The organism is Pseudomonas sp. PME37.24/006, from assembly GCF_055556635.1.
This window is the reverse complement of sequence record NZ_JBVHNL010000004.1, coordinates 875379-887946: the sequence shown is the minus strand read 5'-3', so window position 1 is coordinate 887946 and position 12568 is coordinate 875379. Positions and strand designations below refer to the sequence as shown.

Below are 12568 nucleotides of genomic sequence, written 5' to 3'. Positions count from 1 at the left end.
CCCTCGCGCGAGGGCTGGGTAACTGCAGACTTGCGCAACTTATCAGACATCGTACAATCAAAGCCTTTTCGTACATGTTCATCCGTCAACAACAGGAGCTAACAATGCCCGCGACTATCGGCCACAACATCATCGGCGGCGCGTACAGCGCAGCCGGCTCCGTCGTCCATAAAAGCCACGACGCCACCACTGGCGAAGCCCTTTCCTACGACTTCATCCAGGCCACCCCTGAAGAAGTCGATGCCGCTGCCAAAGCCGCTGCTGCTGCCTACCCTGCTTACCGCGCCTTGCCTGCCGCCAAGCGCGCCGATTTCCTCGACGCCATCGCCGACGAGCTAGATGCCCTGGGTGACGAATTCGTCGCCACCGTCTGCCGCGAAACCGCACTGCCTACCGCCCGTATTCAAGGCGAGCGTGGCCGTACCAGCGGCCAGATGCGCCTGTTCGCCAAAGTGTTGCGTCGTGGCGATTTCTACGGCGCGCGTATCGACCGTGCCTTGCCAGATCGTCAGCCGCTGCCGCGTCCAGATCTGCGTCAGTACCGCATCGGCCTCGGCCCGGTTGCCGTGTTCGGCGCCAGCAACTTCCCGCTGGCCTTCTCCACCGCTGGCGGTGACACCGCTTCTGCGCTAGCCGCTGGTTGCCCGGTCGTATTCAAAGCACACAGCGGCCACATGGCTACTGCTGCGTTCGTCGGCGAAGCCCTGCTGCGCGCCGCTGACAAAACCGGCATGCCGAAAGGCGTGTTCAACATGATCTACGGCAGTGGCGTCGGTGAGACCCTGGTCAAGCACCCGGCCATCCTGGCGGTCGGCTTCACCGGCTCGCTGAAAGGCGGTCGCGCCCTGTGCGACATGGCTGCAGCGCGCCCGCAGCCGATCCCGGTATTCGCCGAGATGAGCAGCATCAACCCGGTCATCCTGCTGCCGGAAGCCATCAAGGCCCGTGGCGAGAAAATCGCTGGCGAGCTGGCGGGTTCGGTGGTCATGGGCTGCGGTCAGTTCTGCACCAATCCGGGCCTGGTGATCGGTGTTCGTTCGCCTGAGTTCAGCGCCTTCCTGGAAAGCTTCACCGCCAAGATGGCCGAGCAGCAGCCACAAACCATGCTCAACGCCGGCACCCTGAAGAGCTACGTGAAAGGCCTGGAAGCACTGAATGCGCATTCCGGCATCACACACCTGACCGGTGCCAAGCAAGAAGGCAACCAGGCTCGTCCGCAACTGTTCAAAGCCGACGTCAGCCTGCTGCTGAACGGCGATGAACTGCTGCAGGAAGAAGTCTTCGGCCCGACCACCATCGTCGTCGAAGTGGCTGATAAGGCTGAGCTGCTGAAAGCCATCAACGGCCTGCATGGTCAGCTGACCGCCACCCTGCTCACCGAGCCGGGCGATCTGGCCGGTAGCGAAGAGCTGTTCGCGCTGCTCGAGCAAAAAGTCGGGCGTGTGCTGTTCAATGGCTACCCGACTGGTGTGGAAGTCTGCGACTCCATGGTTCACGGCGGCCCGTACCCGGCGACTTCCGACGCTCGCGGTACGTCGGTCGGCACCCTGGCCATCGATCGCTTCCTGCGCCCGGTCTGCTACCAGAACTGCCCGGACGCGCTGCTGCCCGACGCACTGAAGAACGCCAACCCGCTGGGCATAGCCCGTCTGGTTGACGGCGCCAGCAGCCGCGACGCGCTGTAAGAAACGGCTCGGCGCTACGGCGCCGGCCAGCTCTGCGCTGTAAAGAGAAAGCCGACCTCAGGGTCGGCTTTTTTGTGGACGGTGGATTGGCGTTGTACCCGGGTGCCGCCGCGCTCGAACCGGGCTACGGCAGAGGACATTTGCACGGATCTACTGTGGGAGCGGGCGGAGTCCATGCGCGCGAAATCGCGGGCATGGCCCGCTCCCACGAACGTGCGATGCGCATTAGCTCGTAGGGTGGATAACGCGAAGCTTATCCACCAGCGATCGCGCCGGGAGCGCAATGATTTGACCGCCTCAAGACGCTTGCGCGAAACCCCTGTCGCTCACGACTACCCCCAGGTCGCACTCGAATCCCGCCACGGCTACCGAGCCACGTAAGTTATCCACAGATGGACGCCAAGGCCCGGGCCAGGCGCGTTCGCATGTTGGAGCAACTGCGCGGAGGCAGCCATGAGCGTGACCACTTATCCACAACAGGCGACACACGTCGATCTCGGCGTTCTGCGCAAGGTGATCGCCGCGTCGGCCATCGGCAACTTCGTCGAATGGTTCGACTTCGCCGTCTATGGCTTCCTGGCCGTCACCATCGCCGCGCTGTTCTTTCCACAGGGCGACCCGGCCCTGGCGCTGCTACAGACCTTCGCGGTGTTCGCCGTGTCCTTCGCACTGCGCCCGCTGGGCGGCATCGTGTTCGGCATTCTGGGTGACCGCATAGGCCGCAAGCGCGTGCTGTCGATCACCGTGCTGCTGATGGCCGGCGCCACCACCCTGATCGGCCTGCTGCCCACCTATGCCAGCATCGGCCTGCTCGCGCCGCTGCTGCTGGCCCTGGCGCGCTGCCTGCAGGGCTTCTCTGCGGGCGGCGAATACGCGGGCGCCTGCGCCTTCGTCATGGAGCACGCGCCGACCGAACAAAAGGCCCGTTATGGCAGCTTCGTACCCGTCTCCACCTTCGCGGCCTTCGCCTGTGCGGCGGGCCTGGTGTTCGGCTTGGGCCTGTGGCTGGACGAAACGCAGATGCAGGCCTGGGGCTGGCGCGTGCCCTTCCTGATCGCCGCACCGCTGGGCCTGGTCGGTTTGTACATGCGCCTGCGTCTGGACGAATCGCCGGCCTTCCAGGCCCTCGCCGCGCAAGCGCACCCGGAGCACTCACCACTGCGCGAAACCTTGCGCGAGCACGGCGCCACCGTGCTGTGCCTGTCGGCGTTCATCTCCGCCACGGCGCTGTCGTTCTACATGTTCACCACCTACCTGACCACCTACATGCAGGTGGTCGGCGGCGCGGCGCGGCCGACGGCATTGCTCGCCAGCCTGATGGCGCTGCTGTTCGCCGCCTTGCTGTGCCCGTTCGTGGGCCGCTATTCGGATCGCGTGGGCCGCCGCCGTACCATCCTCACCGCGGGGGTTGCACTGATCGTCGCGGTCTATCCGGCCTTCACCCTGGCCGCCTCGGGCACCCTGCTGGCTTCGGCCATCGGCGCCATGCTGCTGGCGGTCGGCGCGGTGATCTGCGGCGTGGTGACCGCCGTATTGCTCTCCGAGCAATTCCCTACCCGCGTGCGCTACACCGCCTCGGCGTTCACCTACAACCTGGCCTACACGATCTTCGGCGGCACCGCACCGCTGGTCGCTACCTGGCTGATCGAGGTGACCGGCAACCGCATGTCGCCGGCCTTTTACCTGATCGCCATCGCCCTGCTGGCTCTGGTAGGCGGCCTGTCGCTGCCGGAGTCGTCGAAGCGCTCGCTGGACTACCAGCCCTGAGCGATCAGTACACCACCGAGTAGCTGAGGCCGAAGGTACGGCCCTGCGCCGGCAGGCTGGAGATGGCGCCGTAGGTAGCCGCCGCCTGCTGGCCGTAAACGGTCTTGTAGTCGCGATCGGCCAGGTTGTAGACGCCGAAGCCGACCTCGCCGCCAAGCCAGGGCGCGTGGGCGATCAGGTCGACCACGGTGTAGCCCTGGATCTTGGTCGCCGGCGTGGCGCGAATGGTCGGGCTGATCGCGGCTGCCTGGGCATCGTCGTAGGCACGGTCGCTGCCCCCCACGGTAAGCGTCTGCAGACGTACGCCGTAGCCGTCAGCGAAGCGCCAGTCACTGTAGAGAGTGGCCTTGAGCGGCGAGACGCGGAAGGCGTTCAGTTCACGCCAGTCGCCGGCAGCGTCCTTGTACTGGCCACGGGTGTAGGCCAAGGTGCCGCCCAGGATCCAGCGCTCGGTGATGGGCACCTGCAGGTTGCCCTCGGCGCCCCACACACGCTCGTCGGTATCGGCCACCGAAACGCTGAAATCCCGGTTGAACTGCACCACCTTGTCGGAAGTGTTGTAGAACGCGGTCACTCCGGCATTCACGCCGCCGGCTTCGCCAATGCGCCAGCCCAGCTCGTAGTTGTTCACCTTGATCGAGTCGATGCTACTGCTATCGATCACGAAGTTGGCGGGCACGTCACGCAGCATGCGCTGGGTGTCGGGCAGGCTGAAGCCCTGGGAGAAGTTGGCGAACACCTGCTGGGCATCGGTCAGCGCATACACGGCGCCGAGGTTGAACAGGGTTTCGCTGTGGCGTACGTTGCCACCCTCGAGGGTACGAGCCTGGTAGCCAGCCACGCTGGCAGCGGTGACCGCCTCGCCGTAGGGTATGGAATCGTCCACCTGGTTGCGGATGGTTTCGCGGCGCACCCCGGCCTGCAGGCTCAGGCGCTCGGTCAGCTGGTAGTCGCCCTGCAGGAACAGGCCGGTCTTGCTCACCTCGACATCTGGGCCCATGGACGAGCGATAGGTGTCCCGGTAATTCAGGCCATTGCTGGCGAAGAAGCGGTTGAAGTCGTAGAACTGACCGTCCTGACGGTCCTGCTCACGCTCGTGATCGAGGCCGTAGGTCAGTTGCAGGTCGCGGCCGGCCAGGGTGAAGCCCTTCTGCAGCGCGGTGCGCAGACCCCACACGTCGATATCGGTGCTCGATTGCAGCACCACATTGGCCACGCCGCCAGGCAACGCGGTATTCGCCGCGCGACTGGCGAACGGGAACCAGCGCGATTTCTCCTTGCGGTAGTAGACCTCGGCCGTCAGTTGCTGGCCGCCAAGCAGGTCGCGGTTGAGGTACTGCAGGTTGGCGCCGTAATGGCGGGTGCGCGGCTGGTCGTCGAGCTGCAGGCCGTCCACCGCTTCATGGCTGGGCTGATAGTTGGGCACCAGCAAGGCAGATAGATTGGGGCCGTAGTCCGGGCCGTAATCACTGTCCTGCTCGTCGTTGTAATAGCGCACGCCGCCACTCAGTTGCTGGTCGTCGTCCAGGTGCCAGGTCAGGCGCCCATTGAAGTCGAAACTGGTGGTGTCCTGGCGGTCGGTCTGGGCGATTTCCGGGCCGACGCGCTCGCCATCGGCATCGCGGATCTCGCCCTGCTTGGTGTAGCTCAAGCCGGCGAAGCCGCTAACCGCGCCCTGGTGGAAGGCGGCGGTCTGCGAAGCCTCGTAGGCCATGGCGTCACGGGCGGCGCGACCCGGGGTGCGCAGGCCGATACGGCTGCTGAAGTCGCTGGTTTCGTCGTCGGCGTTGCGGGTGATGATGTTGATCAGGCCACCGGTGGCGCCCGCGCCGTAGATGCTGGTGGCACCGGAGATCACTTCGACACGCTCGATCATCGCCGGGCTGATGCTGTTGAGCTGACGCGAACCGTCACGCGAGCCGGTCAGCGGCACGCCGTCGATCATCACCTGCACGGTACGCCCACGCATGGTCATGCCGTAGTTGCTGGTGGTGCCGCTGCTCGGCGCCAACGACGGCACCAACTGACCGAGGATATCCGCAGTGGAACGGCCGGCGGCTGCCTGCTCGGCGATCTGCTCACGCTCGATGCCGTACACCGTACCGGCGATCTCGGCGATGCTCTTGGCCGAACGCGTGGCGGTCACCACCATCGGCCCCAGCTCCTGAACCTGGCTGCCGCCGGCTCCCGTGCGCTCGCCACTCTGCGCGAACACCTGGGCACTGACCGCCAGACTCAAAAGCGTGACCTGCATGGATGCCGAAAGATGCCGCATGATGTTCCCCTGTGGATAAGTTACGAAGCGAAGCCGGAAGAGAGTTTTTTGATGAGCGGTTTGCAGACCAGCACGCTGAGCACCGACAGGCCCCCCAGCAGCAGGTAATAGGTTTCGTAGCCCAGCCCCTTGGCCAGGAACCCGGACAGCGAGCCGCCGATGAAGAACACCAGCAACTCGAAGCACACCAGCACGGTGAAGTCGGTACCGGCCTGCTGGCGCGAACACAGGCGCATGAACAGTGCATAGAGGCTGGTCATCGCCATGTAGCGCAGTGCCAGAGTGGCCAGCACCACCAGGCCGAGCCAGGGCGTCGAGGTGGCAGCCAGGCCGCTGGCCAGCAACGCGGCGAGCAGCAGGTAGATGCCGCTGCGCCACCAGCCGGCACGAATCAGCAACACCTCGGGCGCCTGGTTCTTCAGCGCCCTGGCGGTCAGCACCGCCGCCAACAGGCCGATGCTGGCACCGGCCACCGACATCAGCACACCGATCTGCGCCAGCGACCACTGCTGGTCCACCAGCAGCGGCGTGAGCATGGCCATGGCCGGCGCCTCGACCGCCCGGTAGAGCAGGATCAGCAACAGCGCCCAGCGCATTTCCGGGCGGCGCAACGTGTGGATGAAGCTCGGTCGCTCGGCGGCCGGCGAGTGACGCTCTTCGACGCGCGCCACCACCAGCATGGGCAGTGCGGCCATCGCTGCGAGTGTCAGCAACGCGGTCTGCCAGCCAGCGGCCTGATACAGCCAGAGCACGCCGGCACCACCGAGCATGCTGCCCAGCGCCACGCCCATGCTCTGCGCCATGCTGCCCAGGCGGTGCTCCTCGGCTGCCAGCGACTCGACCGTATAGCCATCGATGGCGATGTCCTGAGTCGCGGCGAAGGTAGATATCCACAGGCCGATCAGCACGAACAGCAACAGGCCGTGCTCGAGCCCGCTCACCGCCAGGGCCAGCAGGCCGGCCACCAGGGCTGCCTGGGTCAGCCACAGCCAGGTGCGGCGCCGGCCGAGTGCATGCAGGTAGTAGCGGTCGACCAGCGGTGCCCAGAGAAACTTGAAGGCCCAGGGGATGTACAGCAGGGCAAGCATGCCGATCCAGCGCAGATCGACGCCCTGGCTGCGCAGGATGGCTGGCAGCGCCACATTGAAGAAGTACAGCGGTAACGCGTGAGCCAGGTAGAGCACGACGATGACCGCCAGGCTCAGCCGCGTTACCGGCGTGAAGTCATTGGACTGTTGCATCGCTCACCATGCGCTCGGCGATCCACTGAAAACCCTGCTCACGCTCCAGGGTCACGAAATAAGGCACGCCCCAGGCGGCGTGCAGCGCTGGCGTATCCAGGCGCTGGCGCTCTTCGGCGTCAGCGGCGATACGCACCAGGCCACGGCAGCGGGTCTGGAAATTCGCCTTGTGCCGCTTGTACCAGGCGCCCTGCACGGCGCGATAACCCTCGGCCAGACTGGCACCGACCTGGGTGCTGGAGATGAAGTAGAACGGCTGTCGACGAGCGATCAGGCGCTCGATATGCGCCAACCAATCGCGAATGTCGTCGAGGCTGACGTCGTCTGCGAAGACGGCCTCGACCACGGCCGTTTCTGTAATGAACAAACCCATTGCCGCAGTATTCCTCTGAGCGATCCTGATGCAGCCCGGCAGGCTGCAAATACATTGCACATGAGAATAATTCCGAACAAGCTTGCCCGCTTAGGTGAAAACAAGGAAAACTTAGCCACAAGCAAACTTCCATCGGAGCCCGCCATGACGGTCTTCACCTGCGGCCAGCTCAGCGACGTCGCCCATACTCTGGGCGGTAACCTGCATTTCCAGCGCGAGCTACCGGGCGAGCAGCCGGTGCTCGATGGCGAGCAACAGGTGCAGGTACTGAGCGATGGCCTGGTGCTGTACTTCAGCCAGAGCCGCGACCTGGTCGACGCCAGCAGCGACAACCGCCTGGCACCGGGGATCACTGCAGCCTTCCTGCTCGGCGGCGAGGCCGAGGTCAGCCTGCCGCGCCAGCGCCTGCACTTCGACGCCCGCCCTGGCGGCCAGCGCGCCATGCTGGTCAACCTGACAGCTGCCGACCAGTTCCAGCGCCACTGGCAAAGCGAACGTCAGGAAACCAAAGTGTGCCTGAGCATCAGCCCCGACTGGCTGCAGCACTTCGCCCTCGGCAGCCAGTTACGCAGTGACAACCTGCTGCGTTTCAGCCGTAGCCACTGGCAAAGCCTGCTCTGGCAACCGTCTGTGGATATCTTGCAGCGTGCCCACCAGTTGCTCGAACGTGACGCCGGCTTGCCGCCGCTGCTGCAGCGCCTGCAACGGGAGAGCTTCGCTCTCGACCTGGCCTGCGACATCCTGCGCGGTATCGATGCGCCGCCGGAGAGACGCCTCGGCAGCCACCTCGAACGCTGCCTGCTGCGCCTCAGGGATTGGCTCGACAGTGGCGAAGCGAACGACCTCAGCATCGCCGAGATGGCACGCCAGCTCGGCACCAACCCGGTCGATCTACAGAACGCCTTCCGTAGCCGCAACGGCATCACCATCGCCGCTTATCTGCGCAAACGCCGTCTGGAGCAGGCTTATCACGCCATCTGTCAGCAATCACTGTCGATCGAAGAGGCCGCCAGCCTGGCCGGTTATGAACACCTGAGCAGTTTCAGCGCCGCCTTCAAGCGCCAGTACGGGTTTCCACCCTCGCAAGCCAGGCACTGAGCGGGCGCCGGGCGGCAAGGGGACGCTATGATGGAGCCCCTCCTCGTTCCAATGGGTGCCCCCATGCGACTCGATCCCGTACATGAACCGGACGGCCGCCTGCTCGGCCAATGCTTCCGGCTGCACCAGCCGGCCTCGCTGGAAGAGCTGCTGAGCGCCTATGACGATGTGCCCGACGGGCATCGCCACCTGTTCACCCTGGATGATCTGGGCCAAGCGCTCTACACCGCGATGCATGCGAGCAACCGCCATGATCTGGACAGCGGCGACTGGCTGCAGGGGGCGGGGATCGCCGCGAGCTGGCTGGAAGATGGCTATCCACGGGACGACCTGTCGCTGCAACAGCGCCTGCACATTCGTCGCCTGGCGTTTGAACGCACGATGCAGGAAACCTCCTTCGACGACCTGTTCGCCAAGGATTTGCGTGTGGATGACGACAGCCTCGCCGACCTGGTAGCTGCCAATACCGACCTGGTCTCGGTGCTCGATGATGAATGCTATCTGCTGCGGATTCCCGTACAGCGCGCCTGCGAGGCCATCTACGGCTTCGCCAATGGCTACTTTTCCAGCGACCTGTCGCCTCAGGAGAATTTCCGCCTGGCCGAGCATCTGGAAAACCACTACGGCTATGCCCTGTTCGGCATCGGCGCTAGCCTCATCGCCTTTCGTCGCTCACGGGCCCTGGATCAGGCGCAGACCGCCAGCCTGCTCGATCTGCTGAGCCGCCTGTATGCCCGCGAGGACAACGGGGCGCAGGTTCGGGCACTGTTCGCGGACAGTATCGAGAACCGCGAGCTGCTGGTGCTGCGCTACACCGAATGACCGGGTGAAATCAGATCGGCAGCAGATCCGTCTCGACGCCAGCGCTCGACTCATCGCGGTTGCCCGATTGCATGGCCAACAGACGCGCCAGCGTCGTATCGATTTCGATGAAGTCGGGTCGGGCACTGACCTGCGGCTGCTGGCAACGCATCACCAGCTCTTCCAGCAGCGCCGCGTAGAGCGCGGGCACTTCGCTGCGGGTGAGCAACTCTTCGAGCAGAATGCCAAAGGCGCGCACCTCGATGCGCTGCACGGCTGCGTGTTGCAAGGGGGCCGCCGGGGGCTGGAACGCCGCGGCACCGAAGTCACCGAGCAGTACCTCGCCAGCCTCATCGAGCAGGATGTTGTGGCCGTAGAGGTCGCCGTGGGAGATGCCCTGTGCATGCAGGTGACGCAGCGCCGAGGCGATGCCGCTGACCACTCGCAAGGCCTGAGCGAAAGGCACCCGCCAACCCGACGGATAGATATCACGGCTGCAGCTCTCCAGGCTCGGCGGCCCGGCCAGGGTGCTGAATCGCGGATCGACGAGGCCCAGTAGCAGCCCCTGCTCGCCCTCGGGTGCCGCAACGAGGCGCCCGAGCACGTCGATCAGGTTCGGGTGGCGTCCGGCGGCGAGGCAGGCGCGCATTTCGCTGTCGGGGGTACCGTCGCTGGTCATCTGGCCTTTGAACAGCTTGAGCGCAACGGCTTCGAACGATCCATCCGGCCGCTGCCAGCGGGCATGATGGATGATCCCTGACGCACCCTGACCCAGCACCTCGCCCACCTGTAGCTCGTGCCACGGCACCTCGGGTGCCAGGGACTCGAATGCGGCACTGCTGTCGAAAGGATTACCGGCGTAGGCCAGCCAGGCCAGACGTGGCAGATCCAGCAGCGCATCCGGCAAGCCGGGCAATCGATTGGCGGCGATGCGCAGCAGCTCCAGCTTCTCCAGGCGCGCCAGGCTGGCGGGCAATGCACTCAGGCGATTGCCGGCGAGCATCAGCTTCTGCAGCTCGACGCAGTCGCCGAGGGCTTCAGGCAAACTCTCCAGGCAGTTGTCGGTCAGGATCAGCCAGCGCAGGTGCGGAGGTAGCGCCTTGGCGGACAGCTCACGGATACGGTTGGATTTGAAGCCGACCATGCGCAGCGACAGGCAGCGCCCAACTGACTCCGGCACGTGTTCGAAACGATTGTTGGAGCAGAACAGCACCTGCAGACGATGCAGCCGGTGCAGGTCGTGGGGCAGATCGCTCAGCCGGTTGCCACTCAGATTGAGCACTTCGAGGCTGTCGGCCAGCGCGAAGATTTCCTCGGGAAACTGCTCCAGGGAGGCGCACAGGTCGAGCCGGGTAATGCCATGAAGCTGGCCGGCACGCAATTGATCGAGGGTGTGCATGCTGGCGCAGGCTCAGGCAGGAAGAAGCCTGCCATTCTACGCGAACATGGCCCTTGGCCATCCGCTGCAGAACAGAAAAATCTCCAGTTTGCTGATCAGTTGTCGAAACGAAAGCGCAACCACTGAAGAGCCATGGCGCACCAGGCGATCAGCGCCGTGCCACAGGGCTCAGCGCGTCGATATGTCGGTACTCGGCGCCGAGCTCATCTGCCAGTTGCACGGCACGGCCCAGACGGATCGGCGCGCATTCGATATCCACCAGTGTCGCCGGACAGGGGCTGGGCGGCAGCGCTGGCCATTCGCGCAAACGCCCGTCGGTGACCACCAGCAGGCGTTGCGCCTCGCCCGGCTTGAGGCGCTGACGCCGCTGCAGCCAACCATGGGCTTCCTGCAATGCCGGGATCAACGGGCTGCCGCCGCCAGCACCGAGCTCCGCCAACCACTGCTGCAGGGCGCCGGACGCTTTCTGACCCTGCCAATGCCATTGAGGTCGCGCGCCCTGGGCGTCGACCACGGCGATCCGCGCTCGCTCGCGGTAGGCCCGTTCGAACAGCTCGGCAAGCAATCCCTTGGCCTTGCTCAGCGCACCGTGGCGACGGGTCGAGGCCGAGGCATCGACGACGATCAGCCACAGCTGCGCGGGTGCGCTACTTCGGGGCTGGCGCTGTAAATCCGCACGGCGCTTTGGCTTGCCTTGCAACAAGGTGGCGAGCCAGTCGATAGCGCCGCTCGCGCCGCGTTGCCTGGCGCCGCTGCGGCCATGTGCCTGTTTGCCGGGAGCCGGCTTCGCATCCATCCCCGCTCTGGCGCGCGGGGGGATGCTCAGGGCTTTTTTGCCCAGCGCGGCGGTTCACGGCGCTCGCCGGTAGTTTGCGCTTGCGGCGGCAGCTCGCCCCACTGGCCTTCGCCCGCTGTTGGCTGCTCGCTCGGCGCCTGGGCGGGAGGGCTGGCCGGCGGCTGAGCCTGCTGCCGGGGCGGGGTGTGCCGACGGCGATGGCGCAGCACGAAGTCCTCAACCGCATCGATATCCACAGGCTCGATACCAGTCGCGCCACGCCAGGCCGCATGGGCACGGGCCGCGCGCAGCCAGACCAGGTCGGCGCGCAAGCCATCGACACCTGCCTCGAAACAGCGCCCGGTGATCGCCTCCAGCGCCTGATCGTCGAGTGCAATGCGCGCTACCTGAGCACGCGCCTGCTCGCAACGCTCGGCCAGTGCCGCCTGCTGCTCGGCCCACTGGGCGATGAACGCCTGGGGATCGGCATCGAAGGCCAAGCGGCGGCGGACGATGTCGGCCCGCGCCCCCGGTTGCGGCTGGCCGTCCAGCGCCAGGTTGAGGCCGAAGCGGTCGAGCAGTTGCGGGCGCAGCTCGCCCTCTTCGGCGTTCATGGTGCCGATCAGAATGAAGCGCGCACTGTGGCGATGAGAGATACCGTCACGCTCGACATGATTGACGCCACTGGCTGCCGCATCGAGCAGCAGATCGACCAGATGATCGGGCAGCAGATTGACCTCATCGACATACAGCACCCCACCATCGGCCTTGCTCAGCAGGCCGGGCGAGAACTGCGCGCGGCTTTCGCCAAGGGCAGCGTCCAGATCGAGCGTACCGACGATGCGCTCCTCGCTGGCGCCCAGCGGCAGGGTGACGAACACGCCGCTCTCCAGCAGCTCGGCCAGGCCGCGGGCCAGGGTCGATTTGGCCATGCCCCGCGGGCCTTCGATCAGCACCCCTCCGATTGCCGGATCGACCGCCACCAGGCACAGCGCCAACTTCAGCGAGTCGGCACCGACCACGGCGGCAAGGGGGAAGTGGGCGTTATCGGTCATGGCGCAATCCGGCTGAGCAAAGCCGCCATTGTAGCAGCGGGCGGTCGAATCCCACCCCGCTGTTCTGCTATGGTCGGCGGTTTCGCGATGCTGTCGCGT

At 65.5% G+C, this 12568-nt stretch carries 10 protein-coding genes; 4 read left to right on the top strand and 6 right to left on the bottom strand.

What is annotated here, in order from left to right:
* Positions 1 to 104 precede the first annotated feature (104 nt).
* Both ACZ3GY_RS20120 and ACZ3GY_RS20115 read left to right on the top strand, forming a co-directional pair.
* Positions 105 to 1685, top strand: coding sequence for an aldehyde dehydrogenase (NADP(+)) (locus ACZ3GY_RS20120; protein ID WP_465911734.1), 1581 nt, complete (start codon positions 105 to 107; stop codon positions 1683 to 1685).
* Between the two features lie 453 nt (positions 1686 to 2138).
* Positions 2139 to 3452: an MFS transporter gene (locus ACZ3GY_RS20115; RefSeq protein WP_463563047.1), complete on the top strand. Its 1314-nt coding sequence runs from the start codon at positions 2139 to 2141 to the stop codon at positions 3450 to 3452.
* A 4-nt stretch (positions 3453 to 3456) separates the two neighbouring features.
* Here the strand turns inward: ACZ3GY_RS20115 and ACZ3GY_RS20110 are convergent, their stop codons facing one another.
* From ACZ3GY_RS20110 to ACZ3GY_RS20100, 3 genes are read right to left on the bottom strand one after another with little or no spacing between them, the layout of a single operon-like run.
* Positions 3457 to 5727, bottom strand: a complete 2271-nt coding sequence (locus tag ACZ3GY_RS20110) for a TonB-dependent receptor (protein ID WP_465911733.1) — start codon at positions 5725 to 5727, stop codon at positions 3457 to 3459.
* Positions 5728 to 5747: 20 nt separating this feature from the next.
* A complete protein-coding gene (locus ACZ3GY_RS20105) occupies positions 5748 to 6968 on the bottom strand; it encodes an MFS transporter (protein ID WP_465911732.1) in 1221 nt (406 codons plus the stop codon).
* Entirely contained in the window at positions 6952 to 7341 is a 390-nt protein-coding gene (locus ACZ3GY_RS20100) for a hypothetical protein (RefSeq protein ID WP_465911731.1), read from the bottom strand. The genes ACZ3GY_RS20105 and ACZ3GY_RS20100 overlap by 17 nt, the downstream gene beginning before the upstream one ends.
* 144 nt (positions 7342 to 7485) lie before the next feature.
* Here ACZ3GY_RS20100 and ACZ3GY_RS20095 point away from each other — a divergent pair, with 144 nt between their 5' ends.
* Together ACZ3GY_RS20095 and ACZ3GY_RS20090 are read left to right on the top strand one after the other, a co-directional pair.
* Positions 7486 to 8439, top strand: coding sequence for a helix-turn-helix transcriptional regulator (locus tag ACZ3GY_RS20095; protein ID WP_465911730.1), 954 nt, complete (start codon positions 7486 to 7488; stop codon positions 8437 to 8439).
* 63 nt (positions 8440 to 8502) lie between these two features.
* A complete protein-coding gene (locus tag ACZ3GY_RS20090) occupies positions 8503 to 9261 on the top strand; it encodes a hypothetical protein (RefSeq protein WP_465911729.1) in 759 nt (252 codons plus the stop codon).
* A 10-nt stretch (positions 9262 to 9271) separates the two neighbouring features.
* Here the strand turns inward: ACZ3GY_RS20090 and ACZ3GY_RS20085 are convergent, their stop codons facing one another.
* The 3 genes from ACZ3GY_RS20085 to ACZ3GY_RS20075 form a co-directional block, all read right to left on the bottom strand.
* On the bottom strand, positions 9272 to 10639 hold the full coding sequence (locus ACZ3GY_RS20085; RefSeq protein ID WP_465911728.1) for a leucine-rich repeat-containing protein kinase family protein: 1368 nt from the start codon (positions 10637 to 10639) through the stop codon (positions 9272 to 9274).
* Positions 10640 to 10787: 148 nt separating this feature from the next.
* Positions 10788 to 11435 (bottom strand): vWA domain-containing protein, encoded by a 648-nt coding sequence (locus tag ACZ3GY_RS20080; RefSeq protein WP_465911727.1) that lies wholly within the window; start codon positions 11433 to 11435, stop codon positions 10788 to 10790.
* A 26-nt stretch (positions 11436 to 11461) separates the two neighbouring features.
* A complete protein-coding gene (locus tag ACZ3GY_RS20075) occupies positions 11462 to 12469 on the bottom strand; it encodes a magnesium chelatase ATPase subunit I (protein ID WP_465911726.1) in 1008 nt (335 codons plus the stop codon).
* Positions 12470 to 12568 lie beyond the last annotated feature (99 nt).

Coding starts and splice junctions, on each gene's coding strand:
- ACZ3GY_RS20080 (WP_465911727.1), bottom strand. CDS start 11,435: ATGGATGCGAAGCCGGCTCCCGGCAAACAGGCACATGGCCGCAGCGGC.
- ACZ3GY_RS20100 (WP_465911731.1), bottom strand. CDS start 7,341: ATGGGTTTGTTCATTACAGAAACGGCCGTGGTCGAGGCCGTCTTCGCA.
- ACZ3GY_RS20110 (WP_465911733.1), bottom strand. CDS start 5,727: ATGCGGCATCTTTCGGCATCCATGCAGGTCACGCTTTTGAGTCTGGCG.
- ACZ3GY_RS20120 (WP_465911734.1), top strand. CDS start 105: ATGCCCGCGACTATCGGCCACAACATCATCGGCGGCGCGTACAGCGCA.
- ACZ3GY_RS20095 (WP_465911730.1), top strand. CDS start 7,486: ATGACGGTCTTCACCTGCGGCCAGCTCAGCGACGTCGCCCATACTCTG.
- ACZ3GY_RS20105 (WP_465911732.1), bottom strand. CDS start 6,968: ATGCAACAGTCCAATGACTTCACGCCGGTAACGCGGCTGAGCCTGGCG.
- ACZ3GY_RS20085 (WP_465911728.1), bottom strand. CDS start 10,639: ATGCACACCCTCGATCAATTGCGTGCCGGCCAGCTTCATGGCATTACC.
- ACZ3GY_RS20075 (WP_465911726.1), bottom strand. CDS start 12,469: ATGACCGATAACGCCCACTTCCCCCTTGCCGCCGTGGTCGGTGCCGAC.
- ACZ3GY_RS20090 (WP_465911729.1), top strand. CDS start 8,503: ATGCGACTCGATCCCGTACATGAACCGGACGGCCGCCTGCTCGGCCAA.
- ACZ3GY_RS20115 (WP_463563047.1), top strand. CDS start 2,139: ATGAGCGTGACCACTTATCCACAACAGGCGACACACGTCGATCTCGGC.